The organism is Devosia sp. YIM 151766, from assembly GCF_030285925.1.
Lineage (GTDB): Bacteria > Pseudomonadota > Alphaproteobacteria > Rhizobiales > Devosiaceae > Devosia.
Genome location: NZ_CP127251.1, coordinates 821,694 through 840,147 on the forward strand (window position 1 = coordinate 821,694; position 18,454 = coordinate 840,147).

An 18,454-nucleotide genomic window follows, 5' to 3' on the forward strand; every position below is an offset into this window, starting at 1 on the left:
TGTGATGGCGATTTCTAACGAAACCCAGGAACTCAAGGACAAGGTGGGCGAGGCCACCGCTTTTCTCAAGAAGCTGTCCAATCCCGACCGCCTGCTGGTCGCCTGCGCCCTGGTCGAGGGCGAACGTTCGGTGCGCGCGCTTGAGGATGGGTTGGGTATCCGCCAGCCGGGCCTGTCCCAGCAACTCGCCGAACTGCGCGCGGCCGGGCTGATCACCGGGCGCAAGGAAGGCAAGCAGGTATTCTACCGCCTTGCCGACCCGCGCGTCGAAACTTTCGTGCACACCCTGCACGACCTATTCTGCAAATGAAGGCGGCGGCCCGTTTCGCCCAGTGAAGAAGATTGTCATGCTCAAGCTCTCGACCGCAAGGATCATGGATAAATGACCGAGTTCACTCCGTTGCTATCGCTGGCCGGCGGCAGCCTGATCGGGTTCGCCGCCGTGCTGCTGATGGCGTTTCACGGCCGCATCGCCGGCATGACCGGCATTCTTTCCGGCCTCGTGCCGCCCTTCTCCCATGATTGGGGCTGGCGGGCGGCGTTTCTGCTCGGCGCCGTGGCGGCCCCGGCCTTGATCGTGGCCGCGACCGGATTTGCCATTCCCTTCGACAGCGCCACGCCGGCCCCGTGGCTCGTCGTCGGGGGCCTGATCGTCGGCATCGGGGTTTATTTCGGCTCCGGCTGCACCTCCGGCCATGGCGTTTGCGGCATGGCGCGCCTGTCGCCGCGCTCGATAATCGCCACGCTCACCTTCATGGCCTCGACCGTCGCGACCGTCTTCGTCATTCGTCACCTCCTCGGAGGCCTGTCATGATCCGTATCCTGTCCGCACTGATGATCGGCCTGCTCTTCGGCACCGGCATCGCGCTCTCCGGCATGGCCAATCCGGCCAAAGTGCTGAACTTCTTCGACTTCGCCGGCACCTGGGACCCCTCGCTCGCCTTCGTCATGGGCGGGGCGCTGATCGTCACCGCCCTCGGCTATTTCTTCGTCCTCAAGCGCCAGACGCCGCTCTTCGAGCCCCAGTTCCACCTCCCGGCGCGCCGCGATATCGACCTCCCGCTCATTGCCGGCTCGGCCATATTCGGCCTCGGCTGGGGCATTGCCGGTTTTTGCCCGGGTGGTGCTATTCCCGCAATGGGGCTTGGCCAGGCCGATGCCTGGATATTTGCTGGCGCGATGATTGCCGGCATCGCCCTGGCGCGGCTCGCCCGCCATTCGCTGGCCACACATGCGGCCGCCAGGGCGGGTTGAGCCGGCAAATTCTTCAACATTTAAGGAAATCGGAACAATGAGCATCAAGAAGATCGACGACCGGTTCGCGGCCAGTGGGCAAATCCGTCCGGAAGACATCGAGCAATTGGCCAGGGATGGCTATGCCGCCATTATCTGCGCCAGGCCCGACGATGAAGATGCCGGCCAGCCCGCCTTTGCCGAGATCGCAAGCGAAGCGGAAAAACATGGCCTGAAAGCCGTTCATATTCCGGTCAGCGGCACGCCCTCGCCCGAGCAGGTGAGCCAATTCAAGGCAGCGATGGCGGCTATCGAGGGCCCGGTTCTGGGCTATTGCCGCGCCGGGGGCAGGGCGGCATCGCTCTATTCGGCAATGGAGCAGTAAGCCCCCGCCAAGCAAGGCGCTGCCACAATTTCCAGCGTGCAGCACCGGTCCCCCCATCTCGTTGCCGGCGGCCCATCCATGTCCAATGCCTTCCGATATCTCCCCTTTCTTCAATGGGCGAAGACCTATGATGGCGGCACGCTGAGCAGCGACCTGCTGGCGGCACTGATCGTCACCATCATGCTGATCCCGCAATCGCTCGCTTATGCCATGCTGGCCGGCCTGCCGGCGGAAGTGGGGCTTTACGCGTCCATCCTGCCGCTGGTCGCCTATGCCATATTCGGCACCAGCCGCACGCTCGCAGTCGGGCCGGTGGCGGTGGTCTCGCTGATGACCGCTTCGGCAATCGGCCAGATCGCCGCCGAGGGCACGCTCGATTATCTCACCGCCGCCATCGTCCTCGCCTTGCTATCGGGCGGCATGCTCGTCGTCATGGGCATTTTCCGGCTCGGCTTCCTCGCCAATTTCCTCTCGCACCCGGTGATCTCGGGATTCATCACCGCCTCGGGCCTGCTGATCGCCGCCGGGCAATTGCGCCATATCCTTGGCCTCTCCGGTGGCGGCAACACGCTGCCTGAAATTGTCATCTCGCTTTCGGGCCATCTGGCGGCGATCAATCCGCCGACGCTGGCCATCGGCATCGGCGTGCTGGGTTTTCTGTTTTTTGCCCGCAAATATTTCAAGCCCCTGCTGCTCGCCCTCCGCATGCCGGCGCGCCTTGCCGACATGATGGCGAAGGCCGCGCCGATCCTCGCGGTCGCCGCCACTATCGCCCTTGCAGGCAGTTTCGATCTGGGCGCGCATGGTGTCGCATTGGTCGGTGAAATCCCCCAGGGCCTGCCGGCCTTCGGAGTGCCGGCCTTGTCGCTCGATCTGGTCTCGGCACTGCTGGCGCCGGCCTTCCTCATCTCGGTGGTGGGTTTCGTGGAATCGGTTTCCGTCGGCCAGACCCTGGCCGCCAAGCGTCGCCAGCGCATCGATCCCGACCAGGAACTGATTGGCCTCGGCGCCGCCAATATCGCGGCCGGATTGTCATCGGGCTATCCGGTCACCGGCGGTTTTGCGCGCTCGGTGGTCAATTTCGATGCCGGGGCGCAAACGCCGGCCGCCGGCGTGTTCACCGCGATCGGCATCGCGCTCGCCGCCTTGTTCCTCACCCCGTTGCTCGCCGGTCTCCCGCAGGCGACGCTGGCCGCCACCATCATCGTCGCGGTGCTGACGCTGGTGGATTTGGGCGCGGTAAGGCGGGTCTTTATCTATTCGAAATCCGACTTCGCCGCCATGGCCGCCACGATCCTGGTGACGCTCGGCTGGGGCGTGGAACTGGGCATTGTCGCCGGGGTGCTGCTGTCCTTGCTGTTGCATCTCTATCGGACCAGCAAGCCGCATGTCGCCATTGTCGGCCAGGTGCCCGGCACCGAACATTATCGCAATATCGAACGGCATTCCGTGCTCACCCGTCCGGAAATCCTCTCGATCCGTATCGATGAAAGCCTCTATTTCGCCAATTCGCGCTTTCTCGAAGACACCATCGCCGCCAATGTGGCCGATCGTCCCGAACTCGAAAACGTCATCCTGATGTGCTCGGCCGTCAATGCCATCGACGCCTCGGCGCTGGAAAGCCTCGTGGAGATCAACCGCCGCCTCGCCGATGCCGGCATCGGCTTCCACCTTTCCGAGGTCAAGGGACCGGTCATGGACCGGCTCAAGGGCACCGAGTTTTTCAAGCAGCTTAACGGCGAAATCTATCTCAGCCAGCACGAGGCCGTTTCCGCCGTAAAAAACGCATTGGCAGCGGCATAGACTCGCGCGGCGAAAGCCGGAAATTGCGTCTCGGCTTGCCGGTAAGAAGACCGGCTAACGCCGTGCGGTCGAGGCTCTGATGATCAGGTCGGGATCGAGCACCGCCTTGATCGGCGGGCCTTCATAGGCATTGTCCAACCGGTCCTTCAACAAGCGGAGGGCGACCTGGCCAACCGAGAACGGGTGTGAGTTGACGCTGGTCAGCGGTGGATCCATGGATCGCGCCCACAGACTATTGGCGATGGAGATCACCGAGACATCCTGTGGCGTACGCAGGCCGGCATCACGCAAGCCCTGCAACACGCCCATCGCGGTGATGTCATTGCGCGCGAAAACCGCCGAAAACTCTACGCCCTCCGCAACAAGGTCCAGAACCGCTTGGCGCCCCGTTGCCTCGGAAGGCTGATCATAAATGCGCACAAGTTCGGGCTTGATGGGCAGCCTGCGGGCGCGCAGCACGTCATGATAGCCATCCACCGGGGAGAAGCCCGGCAAGATCGGCAAACCCTCGATATAGGCTATGCGCTGGTGCCCGAATTCGATGAGGTGCTCGACTGCCTGCTGCGCCGCCATGCGATAGTCGATCCGCACGCCATCGCAAGCCACGTCTTTCGGCCAGCGACCGATATAAACCGCCGGCTTGCCGCCATGCAGGAATTTTTGCATGCCGCTGGAGCCTCTCTCGGTGGAATCGGGAACGACCAGCGCGCCGCATATGGTCGGATCGGACGCCGACTGCTCCAGCACCCGCGCTTCAGTGTCGACCGAATAGTCGGACTGGCTCACCATGAGGCGCAGACCGAGCCGCCGCGCTTCCTTCTCAATGCCATTCACCATCTCGCCGTAATAGGGGTTCGAGAAGGTCGGAACCAGGACCGCGACAACGTTCTGAACCTGGATATCCCTGATACCGGCAAGCCTGGGGCCCGACACGAACGTGCCGCGGCCCGGTTGTCGTTGAAGCCGCCCCTTATGGACCAGATCATCGATGGCCCGCCGGACAGTGGTTCGGGACAGGCCCAGCTCCTCGACAAGCTGCCGCTCCGAGGGAACCGCCTCTCCAAGCGGATAGAGCCCCGTATCGATGCGCTCGATCAGAAGATCAACTAAAGTACTGGTCTTATCCATAATGGCCTATTGACGCAATTCATGATACATGTATCATACCACTAACGGGTTGAGCGAGGAGTGACAATGCCGGTCCTGATTTTGCGGATATCGACTGGTTTCTGCTGATTTTCCCTCGATGTTTCAGGGCGTTAGGTTCTGAGCGTTGAGGAATTCCAGCATTTTTCTTGGTGTGCACGTGTCGGCAATATCCGAGTTTTTCAGTCCGGTTGGGTCTTTGGCAGAGAGAATAACCTGAATCAGCCTCATATCGATTCAGGAATTCAGTACCGAATATAATACCGGTATCATGGCGCCGGTCCAGCGAAAAATTTTCTGACACTGCGGCATTCATTCCGCAGCGTCTCTCACAAATGAGGACGTTTATGAAGAAGGGATTTGCCCTTATCGGCGCGGGATTGTTCGGTCAGCGGCATGCGCAGGCCTATCAGCGCCATCCCTTGGTGGATTTCAAATATGTTTGCGACCTGGACGAGGCGCGCGCCAAGGCCGTTGCGGAAACCTATGGCGCCCAGGCTTTCACGACGGATTTCAATGAAATCATGGCTGATCCCGATGTCATCGCTGTCTCGGTGGCCACGCCCGATCCTGCGCATCGCGCGGCTGTTGTGGCCGCCGCTGGGGCCGGCAAGCATATCCTGGTGGAAAAGCCGCTGGCGACGAGCGTGGAGGACGCCGAGGCCATGATTGCCGCGGCCGATAAGGCCGGCGTCAAGCTCATGGTGGACTTCCACAATCGCGCCAATCCGCCCATGGTGGCGGCGCGGGATGCCGTCGCCCGCGGCGATATCGGTAAGCCCTCCTATGTCTATGCCCGTTTGAGCAACACGGTGGCGGTGCCGCGCGACATGCTGAAATGGTCCAGCCAGTCTTCGGCCCTGTGGTTCCTGGGCAGCCATATGATCGACATCGTCGGCTGGATTCTCGATGACAAACCGGTGCGGGCCTATGTGGTTTCCCGCGATGGCATCCTCAAGGAAATGGGCGTCGATGCCCCCGATTTCCACGTTGCCACCGTCGAATATGAGAGCGGCACCGTCGGTGTGTTCGAACATGCCTGGATTCTGCCCGACACCTATAACACCGTCAAAGACCTCAAGATCGAATTGCTGGGCAGCAAGGGCGCCATCAACATCGACGGCTCGCACAACCGGACCATGGAACTCTACACGCAGCAGAAAGGGGCGTTCCCGGACATGCTGGTCCCCCCATTCGGCCCGCATTTGACCGGCTTCGTGCTCGATGCCGTGGTGCATTTCGTTGAAGCCGTGCTCTTCGACAAGCCGGTGCTCGCCACCGGCGAAGAGGGCCTGGCCAATACCAGGATCATCAGCGCCCTGGTCGAAGCCGCGCGTCTCGGCCAGCCAGTTCAATTGCCGCGATGATCCGGGCGCGAAGGACCTCGTCATGACCCATCATCTGCTATCGGAACTCGATCAGTTGATCTCCGAGGCGAGAAACCCGGCGGCCGAAGGTCTCGATGGTGCCAGCGCGCTCGAACTGGTGGGGTTGATGAACCAGGAGGACCGTCGAGTCGCCGAGGCGGTCGAAGAAGTTCTTCCCGAAATCGCCCAGGCCGTGGAGCTTGTCAGCGCCGCTTTTCGTGCCGGCGGCCGCCTGATCTACACCGGCGCCGGCACCAGCGGGCGGCTCGGCGTCCTCGATGCGTCGGAATGTCCGCCGACATTCGGCGTCGACGAAGCAATGGTCGTGGGGATCATTGCCGGCGGCGACCTGGCGCTGCGCCACGCCATGGAAGGCGCCGAGGACGATGAGGCGGCCGCTATCGAGGACCTGAAAAGGCACCAGTTGAAGGCGCAGGATGTGGTCGTCGGCTTGGCTGCGTCCGGCCGTACGCCCTATGTGCTGGCGGGCCTGCGCTATGCCAGGTCGCTCGGGGCCGTAACCATCGGCATCACCTGCAATCCGGGATCGCCCATCACCGAAGCCGCGCAATTGGCCATCGTGCCGGTGGTGGGGCCGGAAGTGTTGACCGGCTCGACCCGGCTCAAATCAGGCACGGCCCAGAAAATGGTGCTCAACATGCTGACGACGGCCAGCATGGTCCGCATCGGCAAGACCTTTGGCAATCTCATGGTCGACATGCGCGCGACCAATGACAAGCTCAAGGCCCGCGCCTTGCGCATTATCGGCCAGGCGACCGATGCCTCGCTTCAGGAGGCGGAAGCGGCGCTGGCCCGGGCCGACAACAACGTCAAGGTCGCCATCTTCATGGTCCTGTCGGGCCTCGATGCGCCCGAGGCGCGGCAGCGGCTCGCGCAGGCGAACGGAATTCTGCGAACGGCACTGGATGCATCCGGTGCCCAAGCAGCCAGCAAATAAACAAGGGAGACTACAATGAAAACTTTGGTTCTATCGGCAATGGCGGCATTGCTGCTCGGCTCGGTCTCGGCGCAGGCTCAGGGTGTCACCCTCAATGTGCCGAGCTGGATGTGGGAAGAAGGGCAGGTTGGCGAATGGTTCAAGCGGAACACCGCCGAATTCGAAGCCTCCTCCGGCAACACGGTTTCCGCCACCCAGATTCCATCGGCCGACTTCGAAAAAGTCGTGATCACTCAGATCGCCGGCGGCGCCGTTCCCGACCTGATGACTGCCTTTACCAGCATGCTGCCCCCGATGATCAATGCCGGCACCCTGGCGCCGCTCGATCAATGTATCGCCGATGGCGGTTTCGGCGACCGGCTGCTCAAATCGGTCGATTTCGCCAAGGTCGATGACGTCATTTATGGCGTGCCGGTCACCATGAGCCCCTGGTCCGTGGTGGTGAACAGGAAGCTTCTTGCCGAGGCCGGCATCGAAGAAATGCCGCGTACCGTCGAGGAGCTTCATGCCGCCTCGCTCGCGGTCAAGGAAAAAACCGGCGCCTATGGCTATGCCTTCGGCAATGACATGGCAGCGCCCCTGCACGTCTATATCAATTCGATGCAATGGGTGCTCGGATTTGGCTCGGACTGGTCGCAGCCGGACGGAACCATCACCGCCAACGATCCCCGCAATATCGAGGCTATCGGCTGGGTGAAGCGTTTCCTCGATGAGGGTCTGGCGCCGATCGGTCTCGGCGTCATCCAGGCGCGCGACCTGTTCGTTGACGGCAAGGTCGCCATTATGTTTGAAGGCCCCTGGCTGATGACCCAGATCCAGGACCAGAAGCCGGAAATGATGGCGGATATCGATTTTGAGGTCGTGCCGACCCCGACCCATGCGGCGGTAACCGGCGGCGCGTTCTTCGTCATTCCGGCAAAGGCGTCGAACCCCGAACAGGCCTGTGAATTGTTGACGGCCTATATGGACGAGGAAGCCCAGCGCCGTTGGCTGGAAGACCTGCTACAGATTCCCGGCACCACGGCAGAACCCAGCGCCGAATTCCTCGAGGAGAACGCCTGGGTGGGCAATATGGCGACGATCGCCGCCCAATATCCCGGCGGCATCGGCTATGCGCCTCCCGGCTATCTGATCGATGCGGGCGAATTCCGCCAGATGGTTGTCGACGCCCTGTCCGAGATCTATTCCGGCCGCGCTTCAGTCGAAGACGGGCTGAACACTCTTCAGGCCAAGTTGGAAAACTGGTCGGCTACTCTGTAACACTTGATCTGGCTTCCCGGAGTGCACGGAACATGCACTCCGGGACAATGAAGCGGAGCATTCCCGGCATGCTGCAATCCATAAAGCGATCGAATCTTCTGCCTCTATGGCTGTTGGGCCCGGTGGGATTGCTGCTCCTGGTGATCCTGATCTGGCCGATCATGCAGGGGATCGCCCTCAGCTTCTACAACACCAGAATTCTTACCTATTCCGAAGGTCGCTTCATCGGTTTGGCGAACTTCAATGCCCTGTTCCAGGACGAGTATTTCTGGAACTCCCTCAGGGTCACGGCCATCTATGGCGTCGCGTCGGTATCCGCGACTTATGCGCTCGGATTGGGCTTTGCCTTATTGCTGAACCGGGAATTTGCCGGTCGCGGCCTGATCCGGACGATTTTCATCCTGCCATGGGCCATTCCCGAAGTGGTCGCCGTTCTCATCTTTGTCTGGATGCTCGATCCGCAATTCGGCGTCCTGAACTATGTGTTCACGAGCCTGGGTTTGATCAGCGGACCGCTGCCCTGGCTTTCCCAGTCCCATCTGGCGTTGCCGGCCCTCGTCGCGCTCACGGCCTGGCAACAGTTTCCGCTTGCCATGCTGATCCTGCTGGCAGGGTTGCAGATGATCCCCAAGGAGCAATACGAGGCAGCCACCATTGACGGGGCCGGCGCCGTCTCGCGCTTCTTCCATGTCACGCTGCCCGCCCTGCGCTCGGTGAACATCATCCTCATTCTGCTGCTGACGCTGAACTCGTTCCGGCGCGTCACGATGATCTATGCCATGACCCGTGGCGGGCCGGCGCGCTCCACCGAGACGCTGTCCATCCTCACCTACAATACCGCCTTCGAATATCAACGGATCGGCTATGCCGCCGCAGTCGGCACGGCTTTGCTCATGATCCTGCTATTCTTCAGCGTGGTCTATTTCTGGGCCACCAGGCAAGGAAAGGACGCCTGATGAACCCCTCTTACGGACAAAAGATCGTCAGCGGTTTCTGGTTCGTCCTGACCTTGGTTTTCGCCGCGATCGTGTTCTTCCCCTATTACTGGATGTTTGTCTCTTCGGTGGAAACGGAGAGCATGTTCTCCTGGCCGCCACATCTCGTTCCCAGCGGCTTCACGCTCGAATCCTATTGGACGATCTTCGAGGAACGCGCCATCGGCCGGTGGTTCATCAACACCGTCATCGTGGCAGGCAGCACCTCGCTTTTCTCCACCATCATCGCCATCAACGCCGCCTATGCGCTATCGCGTTTCAAGACCAAGACGACTTCGGTCTTCACGATCCTGATCCTGTTCTCCCAATTGCTGCCGGCCGCGCTGATCGTCGTGCCTCTGTTTGTCATCTTCCAGCAGCTCGGGCTTTATAACAGTCTTTTCGGGCTCGCGATCGCCGATACCGCCTTCATCCTCCCGGTCGCCATCTGGCTGCTCAAGGGCTTCTTTGATCAGATTCCGGTGGAGATCGAGCAGCAGGCCATGATCGATGGCTGCACCCAGCTTGGCGCATTTTATCGGGTCGTCCTGCCCTTGGCGCTTCCGGGGCTTGTAGTGGTGGTGGCGATGTCCTTCATTTCCGGCTGGGACGAATTCTTCCTCGCCCGCACCCTGATCGCTTCGCAGGACAATTGGGTGCTGTCCGTGGGGCTGACCTCGTTCCGCGGGGAATACACGCTGGATTGGAGCCAGATGATGGCTGCTGCCGTGATCTTCACCGTTCCCGCGCTCATCTTCTTCCTGTTCGTACAGCGCTACCTGGTGGCCGGCCTTTCCGCCGGTGCCGTCAAAGGCTGACAACGTCGACAAACGAAAGGAATCTCAGGTGGCAGAACTCAGCATCAAGGCCCTGAAAAAGAGCTATGGTCCGACCGAGATCATCTCCAACATCTCGCTGGATATCGTGGACGGCGAATTCGTCGCCTTGGTCGGACCTTCGGGATGCGGCAAGTCGACCTTGTTGCGCATGATTGCGGGACTGGAAACGATCAGCGGCGGCGAAATCGCCATCGGCGAAAAAGTGGTGAATGACGTTCCTCCCAAGGACCGTGACATCGCCATGGTGTTCCAGAACTACGCGCTCTATCCCAACAAGACGGTCGCGGACAATATCGCCTTCCCACTTTACATGGCGCGCGTTCCCAAGGCGGAGCGCGACCGCAAGGTGGCGGAGGTGATGAGCTCCCTCGATCTTGAGGCGCTGGCCAAACGCTATCCGAAACAACTTTCCGGCGGTCAGCGCCAGCGCGTGGCCATGGGACGCGCCATCGTGCGCAATCCCCAGGTTTTCCTTTTCGACGAACCCCTGTCCAATCTCGACGCCAAGCTCAGGGTCTCGATGCGCGCCGAAATCAAGGAACTGCATCAGCGGCTCAAGGTAACAACGGTCTATGTCACCCACGATCAGGTCGAAGCCATGACAATGGCCGACCAGATCGTGGTGATGCGCGCCGGCAATGTGGAGCAGGTCGGCGCTCCTCTCGACCTTTACGATCGTCCGGCAAACAAGTTCGTCGCCGGGTTTATCGGCTCGCCGTCGATGAACTTCTTCGATGGCCGGATCATTGAGCGGGAGGGCGTCCTGTCGTTTACGACAATGGCCGGTCTGTCGATCCCCATCGCCCCCGAACATCGCCAGCATGCCGCCGATGCCGCCAGCCTCGGCATTCGTCCCGAGCATATCCGTCTCGACGGCGTCGAAACCATGGGGGCGGTTCCGGTCGACATCGCGGTGATCGAACCGACCGGCAATGAAGCAACCTTCATTCTTCGATCCGGCGGCGAGCAGTTGGTCGTCGTCCAGACCGGAAGGCACGGCTATCGTCCCGGAGAAACCGTCTGGATCAAAATGGCCCCGGATATGCTGCATTTCTTTGACCGCAACGGACGCGCGCTTCAGCGATGACAACCGCCTCAACAGGCCGGCCGACCCGTCTCGGCATAGACATTGGCGGCACGGGGAGCCGTTGGGTCGCCTGCGACCTGGAGGGAAGAGAATTGGCGCGCGGACGCGCCGATGGCGCGACAGCCCATATTTTCAACGGAGCGGAACGTCTGCGCCTCACGGCGGCGCTCGCCGATATCGCGGCCCAGCTTTGCTCGCATGGTCTTTCGCCGACGCGGGTCCGGGCTGGTCTCACCGGCTATGGCGCCGGTGTGGAGAGCGAGGCGCAAACTCTATTCGCGGCGGCCTTCGGGGTTCCGGCAAGCATCGTCGATGATATCACGACGGCCTATCTCGCCGTGTATCGGCCGGGGGAAGGCCATGTTGTTTCCGCCGGAACCGGGTCCTTTGGGGTCCATATGGCGGTTGATGGCGCCCAGATCCGCGTCGGGGGCCGTGGCATTCTGGTCGATGATGCCGGGTCCGGCAGCTGGATCGCGCTCCGGGCAATCGAGCGCCTTTATCGTGCCTATGACAGAGACGGAAATTTCGACGCCATGCCCCGTATGGCCCACCATATTTTCGAGATGGTGGGGGGCAGGGAATGGGGAAACGTGCGCGAATTCGTCTATTCCGGCAATCGTGGGCGGATCGGAACCCTGGCCATCGCCGTGGGCCGCGCTGCACACGATCAGGACCCCGCCGCAATTGAACTCCTGAGCCGCGCCGGCGCGGAGCTGGCGGCGATCGCCAGAACGCTGATCCTGCGAATTGGCCCTCTCCCGCTTGCCTTTATTGGCGGGGCACTCGATTTGCACCCTATTATCAAGCAAACCATAGGCGCCAATCTCGATGGCCATAGCCTCGATTTTCCTGAATCGGACCCCGCCCTGACAGCCGCCCGGCAGGTCTGAGCAACCGGCTGGCGATCCGTGGCGGGCACAGACGTCACCACCGTGGCCGGGCACTGTTCCGGCTCGGCAGAAATTGTCGGTCCGGTCCACGGACTTCATATCGTCGATATGAAGGTCTATAAGGCCGGCAAGATTGTTTATTCCCGCAACTCTTTGGGAGCCGGTGTCTGCCTTGGCCGATTTCGCCATTGATGCCTTGAGCGATAGAAAAACCATGATCAATCAATCGCGTAGGTTCAGCGTGGCGCCGATGATGGACTGGACCGACAGGCATTGCCGGGTCCTGCATCGGCTGCTGACGCGCCATGGTTTGCTGTTCACCGAAATGGTCAATAGCGGAGCTATCGTGCATGGGGATGCCGAGCGGCATTTGCGCTTTGCGGCGGTGGAGCATCCCATTGCGCTTCAGATCGGCGGCGCCGATCCGGCCGAACTGGCGGCGGCGACGCGCATTGCCGATGGGTTCGGCTATGACGAAATCAACCTCAATGTCGGTTGTCCCTCCGACCGGGTGCAATCGGGCCGCTTCGGCGCCTGCCTGATGGCGGTGCCCGATCTCGTGGCCGAATGTGTCCGGGCCATGCGCGGCGCCACCGACAAGCCGGTCACGGTCAAATGCCGCATCGGCATCGACGACCAGGATATCGAGGAAAGCCTGGACCGCTTCGCCGACAAGATGGCGGAGGCGGGCGTCGCGGCGCTTTATGTTCATGCGCGCAAGGCCTGGCTGCAAGGACTGAGCCCCAAGGAAAACCGCACCATTCCGCCGCTGGATTATCCGCGCGTCTATCGCCTGCGCCAGCGCCTGGCGCCTTTGCCGATGATGATCAATGGCGGCATCGAGACGCTGGACCAGGCCGAGACGCATCTGGAGCATATGGATGGCGTGATGCTGGGCCGCGCCGCCTATCACAACCCGATGCTGCTGGCCGAAATCGATGCGCGCATTTTTGGCGATGACCGGGAGGTGCCGGACCTGGCGGAGATCATGCGGGCCATGGCCGAATATGCCGAGACGCAGCTCACCAGCGGCGTTCGTCTCAACAATATTGCCCGCCACATGCTCGGCCTGGCCAATGGCCGGCGCGGCGCGCGCCAGTTCCGTCAAATTCTCAGCGTGGATGCCTGCCGTCCCAATGCCGGCCCGGAAGTGTTGATGCGGGCGCTGGAACTGGTCGAGGACCAGCCCATGGCAGCAGCAAGCTAACGCCTTTCCGGCCTGGCCGGAATGACGATGGGGAGGCCGCCAACGGGCGATGATGGAGGCGAAAGAGCCGCCGCCTGGTCGCTCAATCCGCCAGTTCCAGCGAGTTCTGCGTCACCGAATAGCGGCTCAGCGTTTCGAGGAAGGTCATGCCGAGCAGGCTGGTTTCGAGCGCACCTGCTTCGGTCACGAAGGCGGTGATATTGCGCCGCTCGATGCCGCCGACAATGATGGAATTCAGCCGCGTCCGCGCGGCCAGGCCGCGTCCATTGGCGGTGGAGACGGGAACGACATAGCGCAATCCGGCCGTGTCGATGCCGGCCGCTTCGGCGTCGGGAATGGTCAGGACCACGGCGCTGGCGCCGGTATCGAAAATCATCGGCGTCGTGTGCCCGTTGATGCTCGCACGCACTTCGAAATGCCCGCCCATGCCGCGCCGGAAGGTGGCGGTGCCATTGCCGCTATCCACCATGGCGACGCCAGGCTGCATTTCGCCGGCGACGCGGCCCGCCACGCTCATGATTTCGTCGCGATAGGCATAGGTGATCATGGCGATGGCGAAAATGCCGACCCAGAGCAATACGCCGCCCACCAGTTCGGCAGCGCGATGCCGCCGCGCGAACAATCCGCCGGCAAAGATGATGAGGATGATGACCAGCGGCACCAATTGCGCCGTCTGCACCTGACTCAGCCCGACCAGGCTGCCGGCATCGGCGCTGATCATCAGGGCGATGCCGATGGCGATGAGCAGCGCCAGGCCGATGAAGATCATGCTGTCCGGTCCTTTCGCGCGGTCATTGCCCTGTTCGATAAAGGCATGGGACGCGGCAAATTCAAGGCATCAGGCAAAGATTAGCAGCATGGCCAGCGCCGCTATTTCGCCCAGTCCACCGCCGGCCCCGATCAGGTCGCCGGTCTGCCCGCCGACAAGCCGCCGGCACACGGCGCTCCAGAAGGGCACGATCAGCGCCACCAGCAGCAAGGCGGACATGACGCCCAACAGACTCGATGCCGGCGCGCCGATGGCGAGAACGAGAAGCATGGCCAGCGCCGCGCCGATGGCGAAGCGGGAAGCGGGCAGGGCGCCGGCGGCGGCCGAGGCCCCATCCGCCCGCGCCGGCGGCAGCGCCACGGCGAGCCACAGCGCCCCGGACCGTCCGGCAATATTGGCCGCCAGCCAGAGCCCGCCGGCGGCAAGCGGGTCGAGGGCGGCCAGGCTGCCCAAAGCCGTGACCCGGAGCAGCAGAAACAGACAGAGGGCGGCGACGCCATAGGTGCCGTGCCGGCTATCCTTGAGGATATCGAGCCGCCGCTCCGGCGTGAAGCCGCCAAACAGCCCGTCGGCCGCGTCGGCCAGTGCATCCTCCATCATGCCGCCGCCAACCAGCACCATGGCGGCAACGGCAAGGGCGGCGGCGAAATAGGGCGGCAGGCCCGCCCAGATGCCGCCGGCCAGCAAGAGAACGGGGACAATGCCCATGATGAGGGAGGCCAGCGGCAGCGCCGGGGCGATGCGGCCGAGATCGGGTTTTTCGTGACGATGCCGGCCGGTCGGCAGGCGCGAAAAGAAGCGCAGCGCCATGACTAGATCGCCCCTGAACCCGAAGCCGCCGGGCCGCGGACCGGGCCGGTCGTCGTCCTCTCGGGCCGGGTCGGCTGCGGGATGCTGCTCGGTCTCGGGCGCCTCTCGCGTCAATTGCAATTCGCTCCGTAATGGGCAACAAGGTCGCGCCCCTCCCTATCATAGCATGCCGGATTTGCCATGCCCGCACTCAACGCCGCCTTCGCCGATATCGTCGACCTTCTGGTGGCCGTGCCGGACGGAGACGAGGCCGCCGTCGCTGCCGTTCGCCAGCGCGACGCCCAATTGACCAAGCCGTCCGGCTCGCTGGGCAAGTTGGAGGAACTGGTCGAATTTCTTGCCCGCTGGCAGCATCGCGGCCAGCCGCGCCTCGGCAATCCGATGGTGACCATTTTCGCCGGCAATCACGGCGTGACCGATCAGGGCGTCTCGGCATTTCCGCGCGAGGTGACGGCGCAGATGGTGGCCAATTTCACCAATGGCGGCGCGGCGATTTCACAGATCTGCGCGCTGCACGAGATCAATTTGCGGGTGTTCGAACTGGCGCTGGAATTACCCACCGGCGACATCACCAGCGAGCCGGCCCTGGACGATCAGATGTGCGCCGCCACTATCGCCTATGGCATGGAAGCGGTGGCGGGCAAGCCGGACCTGATCTGCATCGGGGAAATGGGCATCGGCAATACCACGATCGCCGCCGCCATCTATGCCGCGCTTTACGGCGGCACGGGCGAGGACTGGGTCGGCCGGGGCACGGGCGTGGACAATGCGGGGCTGGCCCGCAAGGCCGATGCGGTGAACCGGGCCTTGGCCTGTCATGACGGCGCGCTGGACCATCCGCTGGCCATCCTGGCGCGGCTGGGCGGCCGGGAAATCGCCGCCATGCTGGGCGCCTTGGTGGCCGCAAGGCATCAGAAAGTGCCGGTGATCGTCGATGGCTATGTCGCCACCGCCGCGGCCGCCATCGCCCATGCGGTCAATCCGGCAGCGATCAATCATTGCCTGTTCGCCCATGTCTCGGCGGAAGGCGATCATGCGCGGGTGCTGGCGCAGATGGGACAACCGGCGCTGCTCGATCTGGGCATGCGGTTGGGCGAGGGCACCGGCGCGGCCCTGGCGGCGGTGATGGCCAAGACGGCGCTGCACCTGCACGAAAATATGGCGACCTTCGACAGCGCCGCAATCAGCGGCAAATCGAGCTGAGCAAGCCGCGGCGGGATCAGTCCCGCGGGCGTGCCCGAAAACCTTCTTCGCTCGGCACCAATGCCAGCAGGTTGAGGCCCATGCTGCGCTGGAAGCGCGTCACCGAGGCCGCTGCCATGCGGTTGAGCGCGTCGAGGTCCCGGCTGGCGACCGCCTGGTTGAGCGCGGCGTGTTCGAGCAGGAAATTCAGGATATAGCCCTCGGCGAGCTGCTGGCGCTTCTGATCGTTGATGGCGACGAAATTGGCATCGTTGGCAAAAGCCACGCGCAATTGCCGCTGGATCGGCGCATTGTCGATCTTGGCGGTATAGGCGCCATTGGCGGTGATCCAGTTCAGCACCCAATAGGCGGTCAGCGCGTCGGCGACATTGTTGACGGTCAGGCCCTGATCCGCCACCAGGTCCTGCCAGATATCGACCGGCTTGCGCTCGGCGAAAGCGGCGGCCAGGCTGTCGCGGATCTCGGTGCCGGCCGACCAGCGCAACTCCTCCAGAAAGGCCCGCTGCACCCGCGTCGATACATAGGCGGAGGGTCGGTAGCCGGTGTCGAAATCCGCCGCCGCGCTGGCTTCGGGCGCCGGCGCCACCCTGATCTGCGGTTCGTCCTGCGCCGCCAGGGGCAGGGTAAGGGCCACCAGGGCGAAAGCGGCGGCGAGCGAGCGCCGGATTGTCAAAGCATGCATGAGCGCCATCCTGCCGCCGATCACGGCAAATTTGCGGTGATCAGCCGGCCACGGAATAGATTTCCAGCCGGTTGCGCTTTTCCACCACCGGGGCCAGCGCATCCATGACGCGGGCGCGGGGGAAGGTGGCGAAAGCCTCGGTGCCGAAGCGCAGCTTCGAATATAGGTCGAACCGGCCCTGATGCAGGTCCATGATCTTCTGCACGATGGGCAGACCGAGGCCGGCGCCCTGTTCGGCGGTCTTCTGCGCCAGCGATCCCTGGCCGAAGGAGGAGAGCACGGTGTCGATCTCGTTCTGGGGAATGCCCGGCCCATTGTCCTTGACGGAAATCATCTGCCCGCCATCGCCGCTGCGCTGCACCACCAGCGTCACCTTGCCGTGTTGCGGGGTGAACTTGATGGCGTTGGAGAGCAGGTTCAGCATGACCTGGCGGATCGCCCGCTCGTCGCCCCACAGCTTGGGCAGGTTGTCGCCATAGCTGAACACCAATTCGATGCTCTTGGCCTTGGCGCGCAGCTCCATCATGCGGCGGCAATCCTCGGCGATGTCGACCAGCGACACGGCTTCCTCGTTCAATTCATACTTGCCCGCCTCGATACGGCTGAGGTCGAGAAGTTCGTTGATGAGGTTGAGCAGGTGCTGGCCGCTGCCATGGATGTCGCCGGCATATTCCTTATATTGCGATACTTTGTGCGGCCCCAGCAATTCCGATTTCAGCACCTCGGAAAAACCGATAATGGCGTTGAGCGGGGTGCGCAGTTCGTGGCTCATGGTGGCGAGGAACTGGCTCTTGGCGATATTGGCCTGCTCGGCATGGCGGCGGGCCTCGTCGGACATGGTCCGCGCCTCTTCCAGCTCATAGATCAGCGTGTCCTTCTCGGATTGGTGCGAGATCGTTTCGAGCTCGGCGCCGTGCAATTGGCGGGCCAGGAACAGGAAGAAGATTTCGCCGCAAATGGTGACGGCGGCCAGCGTGTAATTGAGGGTTCCCCCCAGCGCCACCAGCGCCGCCGACACGGTCATGGTCACCGGCAAGGTGCTCATCAACGTGGCCGGGGGCAGGGTATGGGTGGCGATGGCGTTGCTGGCGATGCCGACCAGGGCCATGGCGAACATCACCGGCGTCAAATCGGCCTGCTCGGCCACCAGGGTGAAAAGCGCCAATAGCGACAGCGCCACGCCGCTCACCGTCTCGGCGGCGACGAAACTCGTCGTCCAGCGCGCGGCATTGAACTTGACCGGGTCGGCCAGCGTGAAACGCCGCGCCATCTGCACGACGATCAGCAGGCTGGCGATGACCAGCCCGGCCCAGAGGGCGGTGATGGTCACCGGCACCCAGAAACTGGCGACGATGGCGAGAATGCCGACGATGACCGCCATGGGCAGGGCAGCGCCGATCCGGGCGGCGGCATAATCATGCATCAGCTCGAAGTCGAAATCGGCGCGGGTGCCCGAGCTGGAGGTCAGGCGCTGGCGCGCTTCGCTCACCGCTTTCTGGGCATTGCGCTTGCCGTCGACGCCGATGGGCGCGCGGATATCAGCTTCGCTGACCGACTGGGACGGCATGGCACTCGTACTCGTTACTCGATGGTGCGAACATAAAACGCGCTCGCGACACTTAGACCGCAGATTAGGGCCGCTTGGTTAACGGCATATGAAATCCGCAAGCGGAGCCGGCGGCGGATCCGGCTCGATAACGGCGGGCATGGTTAATTTTTCTTTTTCGGCTTTGATAACTTGCTCTGCGCAATTTTATTGCGCAAAAGGGGTGTTTGTGGCACTCATCGCCGCGTTGCCGCTTGGTCTGGCGGGTGTTGATAAAAACTGATTTCACGAG

The 18,454-nt window shown here is 62.6% G+C and carries 20 protein-coding genes; 15 read left to right on the forward strand and 5 right to left on the reverse strand.

Annotation, left to right across the window (positions count from 1 at the left end; translation table 11 throughout):
- Positions 1 to 4: 4 nt before the first annotated feature.
- The 5 genes from O9Z70_RS03950 (at position 5) to O9Z70_RS03970 (ending at position 3,421) form a co-directional block, all read left to right on the forward strand.
- A complete protein-coding gene (locus O9Z70_RS03950) occupies positions 5 to 310 on the forward strand; it encodes an ArsR/SmtB family transcription factor (protein ID WP_286021197.1) in 306 nt (101 codons plus the stop codon).
- A 72-nt stretch (positions 311 to 382) separates the two neighbouring features.
- The gene (locus tag O9Z70_RS03955; RefSeq protein ID WP_286021198.1) at positions 383 to 814 is read left to right on the forward strand and encodes a YeeE/YedE family protein; all 432 of its coding nucleotides are present in this window, start codon (positions 383 to 385) and stop codon (positions 812 to 814) included.
- Complete coding sequence (locus tag O9Z70_RS03960) at positions 811 to 1,254, forward strand: YeeE/YedE family protein (RefSeq protein ID WP_286021199.1); 444 nt, start codon at positions 811 to 813, stop codon at positions 1,252 to 1,254. Before O9Z70_RS03955 ends, O9Z70_RS03960 begins: the two co-directional genes overlap by 4 nt.
- A gap of 37 nt (positions 1,255 to 1,291) precedes the next feature.
- Positions 1,292 to 1,618, forward strand: coding sequence for a protein tyrosine phosphatase family protein (locus tag O9Z70_RS03965; protein ID WP_286021200.1), 327 nt, complete (start codon positions 1,292 to 1,294; stop codon positions 1,616 to 1,618).
- 78 nt (positions 1,619 to 1,696) lie between these two features.
- On the forward strand, positions 1,697 to 3,421 hold the full coding sequence (locus O9Z70_RS03970) for a SulP family inorganic anion transporter (RefSeq protein WP_286021201.1): 1,725 nt from the start codon (positions 1,697 to 1,699) through the stop codon (positions 3,419 to 3,421).
- 54 nt (positions 3,422 to 3,475) lie between these two features.
- On the opposite strand, the gene O9Z70_RS03975 is transcribed toward O9Z70_RS03970, so the two are convergent.
- Entirely contained in the window at positions 3,476 to 4,549 is a 1,074-nt protein-coding gene (locus O9Z70_RS03975; RefSeq protein WP_286021202.1) for a GntR family transcriptional regulator, read from the reverse strand.
- A 365-nt stretch (positions 4,550 to 4,914) separates the two neighbouring features.
- Between O9Z70_RS03975 and O9Z70_RS03980 the strand changes: the two genes are divergently transcribed.
- The 8 genes from O9Z70_RS03980 to dusA all read left to right on the forward strand — a co-directional run bounded on the left by O9Z70_RS03980 (position 4,915) and on the right by dusA (position 13,152).
- Positions 4,915 to 5,934, forward strand: coding sequence for a Gfo/Idh/MocA family protein (locus O9Z70_RS03980; protein ID WP_286021203.1), 1,020 nt, complete (start codon positions 4,915 to 4,917; stop codon positions 5,932 to 5,934).
- 22 nt (positions 5,935 to 5,956) lie between these two features.
- Positions 5,957 to 6,892, forward strand: coding sequence for an N-acetylmuramic acid 6-phosphate etherase (gene murQ / locus O9Z70_RS03985; protein WP_286021204.1), 936 nt, complete (start codon positions 5,957 to 5,959; stop codon positions 6,890 to 6,892).
- Positions 6,893 to 6,907: 15 nt separating this feature from the next.
- A complete protein-coding gene (locus O9Z70_RS03990) occupies positions 6,908 to 8,152 on the forward strand; it encodes an ABC transporter substrate-binding protein (protein WP_286021205.1) in 1,245 nt (414 codons plus the stop codon).
- 68 nt (positions 8,153 to 8,220) lie between these two features.
- Positions 8,221 to 9,108, forward strand: a complete 888-nt coding sequence (locus tag O9Z70_RS03995; RefSeq protein ID WP_286021206.1) for a carbohydrate ABC transporter permease — start codon at positions 8,221 to 8,223, stop codon at positions 9,106 to 9,108.
- Positions 9,108 to 9,944, forward strand: a complete 837-nt coding sequence (locus O9Z70_RS04000; protein WP_286021207.1) for a carbohydrate ABC transporter permease — start codon at positions 9,108 to 9,110, stop codon at positions 9,942 to 9,944. Before O9Z70_RS03995 ends, O9Z70_RS04000 begins: the two co-directional genes overlap by 1 nt.
- 28 nt (positions 9,945 to 9,972) lie before the next feature.
- Positions 9,973 to 11,052: an ABC transporter ATP-binding protein gene (locus tag O9Z70_RS04005; RefSeq protein ID WP_286021208.1), complete on the forward strand. Its 1,080-nt coding sequence runs from the start codon at positions 9,973 to 9,975 to the stop codon at positions 11,050 to 11,052.
- Entirely contained in the window at positions 11,049 to 11,945 is an 897-nt protein-coding gene (locus O9Z70_RS04010) for an N-acetylglucosamine kinase (protein ID WP_286021209.1), read from the forward strand. Before O9Z70_RS04005 ends, O9Z70_RS04010 begins: the two co-directional genes overlap by 4 nt.
- 214 nt (positions 11,946 to 12,159) lie before the next feature.
- A complete protein-coding gene (gene dusA, locus O9Z70_RS04015) occupies positions 12,160 to 13,152 on the forward strand; it encodes a tRNA dihydrouridine(20/20a) synthase DusA (RefSeq protein WP_286021210.1) in 993 nt (330 codons plus the stop codon).
- A gap of 82 nt (positions 13,153 to 13,234) precedes the next feature.
- Here the strand turns inward: dusA and O9Z70_RS04020 are convergent, their stop codons facing one another.
- Together O9Z70_RS04020 and O9Z70_RS04025 are read right to left on the reverse strand one after the other, a co-directional pair.
- The gene (locus O9Z70_RS04020) at positions 13,235 to 13,921 is read right to left on the reverse strand and encodes a retropepsin-like aspartic protease family protein (protein WP_286021211.1); all 687 of its coding nucleotides are present in this window, start codon (positions 13,919 to 13,921) and stop codon (positions 13,235 to 13,237) included.
- A gap of 69 nt (positions 13,922 to 13,990) precedes the next feature.
- Entirely contained in the window at positions 13,991 to 14,851 is an 861-nt protein-coding gene (locus tag O9Z70_RS04025) for an adenosylcobinamide-GDP ribazoletransferase (RefSeq protein WP_286021212.1), read from the reverse strand.
- Positions 14,852 to 14,911: 60 nt separating this feature from the next.
- Here O9Z70_RS04025 and cobT point away from each other — a divergent pair, with 60 nt between their 5' ends.
- Positions 14,912 to 15,934, forward strand: a complete 1,023-nt coding sequence (cobT, locus tag O9Z70_RS04030) for a nicotinate-nucleotide--dimethylbenzimidazole phosphoribosyltransferase (protein ID WP_286021213.1) — start codon at positions 14,912 to 14,914, stop codon at positions 15,932 to 15,934.
- A gap of 16 nt (positions 15,935 to 15,950) precedes the next feature.
- On the opposite strand, the gene O9Z70_RS04035 is transcribed toward cobT, so the two are convergent.
- The gene (locus O9Z70_RS04035) at positions 15,951 to 16,616 is read right to left on the reverse strand and encodes a DUF6683 family protein (protein WP_286021214.1); all 666 of its coding nucleotides are present in this window, start codon (positions 16,614 to 16,616) and stop codon (positions 15,951 to 15,953) included.
- A gap of 40 nt (positions 16,617 to 16,656) precedes the next feature.
- Complete coding sequence (locus tag O9Z70_RS04040; RefSeq protein ID WP_286021215.1) at positions 16,657 to 18,183, reverse strand: sensor histidine kinase; 1,527 nt, start codon at positions 18,181 to 18,183, stop codon at positions 16,657 to 16,659.
- An 88-nt stretch (positions 18,184 to 18,271) separates the two neighbouring features.
- Here O9Z70_RS04040 and O9Z70_RS04045 point away from each other — a divergent pair, with 88 nt between their 5' ends.
- Positions 18,272 to 18,445 carry a hypothetical protein gene (locus tag O9Z70_RS04045; RefSeq protein ID WP_286021216.1) on the forward strand — a complete coding sequence of 58 codons (174 nt, stop codon included), beginning with the start codon at positions 18,272 to 18,274 and terminating at the stop codon, positions 18,443 to 18,445.
- Positions 18,446 to 18,454 lie beyond the last annotated feature (9 nt).

Coding starts and splice junctions, on each gene's coding strand:
- O9Z70_RS03950 (WP_286021197.1), top strand. CDS start 5: ATGGCGATTTCTAACGAAACCCAGGAACTCAAGGACAAGGTGGGCGAG.
- O9Z70_RS03955 (WP_286021198.1), top strand. CDS start 383: ATGACCGAGTTCACTCCGTTGCTATCGCTGGCCGGCGGCAGCCTGATC.
- O9Z70_RS03960 (WP_286021199.1), top strand. CDS start 811: ATGATCCGTATCCTGTCCGCACTGATGATCGGCCTGCTCTTCGGCACC.
- O9Z70_RS03965 (WP_286021200.1), top strand. CDS start 1,292: ATGAGCATCAAGAAGATCGACGACCGGTTCGCGGCCAGTGGGCAAATC.
- O9Z70_RS03970 (WP_286021201.1), top strand. CDS start 1,697: ATGTCCAATGCCTTCCGATATCTCCCCTTTCTTCAATGGGCGAAGACC.
- O9Z70_RS03975 (WP_286021202.1), bottom strand. CDS start 4,549: ATGGATAAGACCAGTACTTTAGTTGATCTTCTGATCGAGCGCATCGAT.
- O9Z70_RS03980 (WP_286021203.1), top strand. CDS start 4,915: ATGAAGAAGGGATTTGCCCTTATCGGCGCGGGATTGTTCGGTCAGCGG.
- murQ (WP_286021204.1), top strand. CDS start 5,957: ATGACCCATCATCTGCTATCGGAACTCGATCAGTTGATCTCCGAGGCG.
- O9Z70_RS03990 (WP_286021205.1), top strand. CDS start 6,908: ATGAAAACTTTGGTTCTATCGGCAATGGCGGCATTGCTGCTCGGCTCG.
- O9Z70_RS03995 (WP_286021206.1), top strand. CDS start 8,221: ATGCTGCAATCCATAAAGCGATCGAATCTTCTGCCTCTATGGCTGTTG.
- O9Z70_RS04000 (WP_286021207.1), top strand. CDS start 9,108: ATGAACCCCTCTTACGGACAAAAGATCGTCAGCGGTTTCTGGTTCGTC.
- O9Z70_RS04010 (WP_286021209.1), top strand. CDS start 11,049: ATGACAACCGCCTCAACAGGCCGGCCGACCCGTCTCGGCATAGACATT.
- dusA (WP_286021210.1), top strand. CDS start 12,160: ATGATCAATCAATCGCGTAGGTTCAGCGTGGCGCCGATGATGGACTGG.
- O9Z70_RS04020 (WP_286021211.1), bottom strand. CDS start 13,921: ATGATCTTCATCGGCCTGGCGCTGCTCATCGCCATCGGCATCGCCCTG.
- cobT (WP_286021213.1), top strand. CDS start 14,912: ATGCCCGCACTCAACGCCGCCTTCGCCGATATCGTCGACCTTCTGGTG.
- O9Z70_RS04035 (WP_286021214.1), bottom strand. CDS start 16,616: ATGCATGCTTTGACAATCCGGCGCTCGCTCGCCGCCGCTTTCGCCCTG.
- O9Z70_RS04040 (WP_286021215.1), bottom strand. CDS start 18,183: ATGCCGTCCCAGTCGGTCAGCGAAGCTGATATCCGCGCGCCCATCGGC.
- O9Z70_RS04045 (WP_286021216.1), top strand. CDS start 18,272: ATGAAATCCGCAAGCGGAGCCGGCGGCGGATCCGGCTCGATAACGGCG.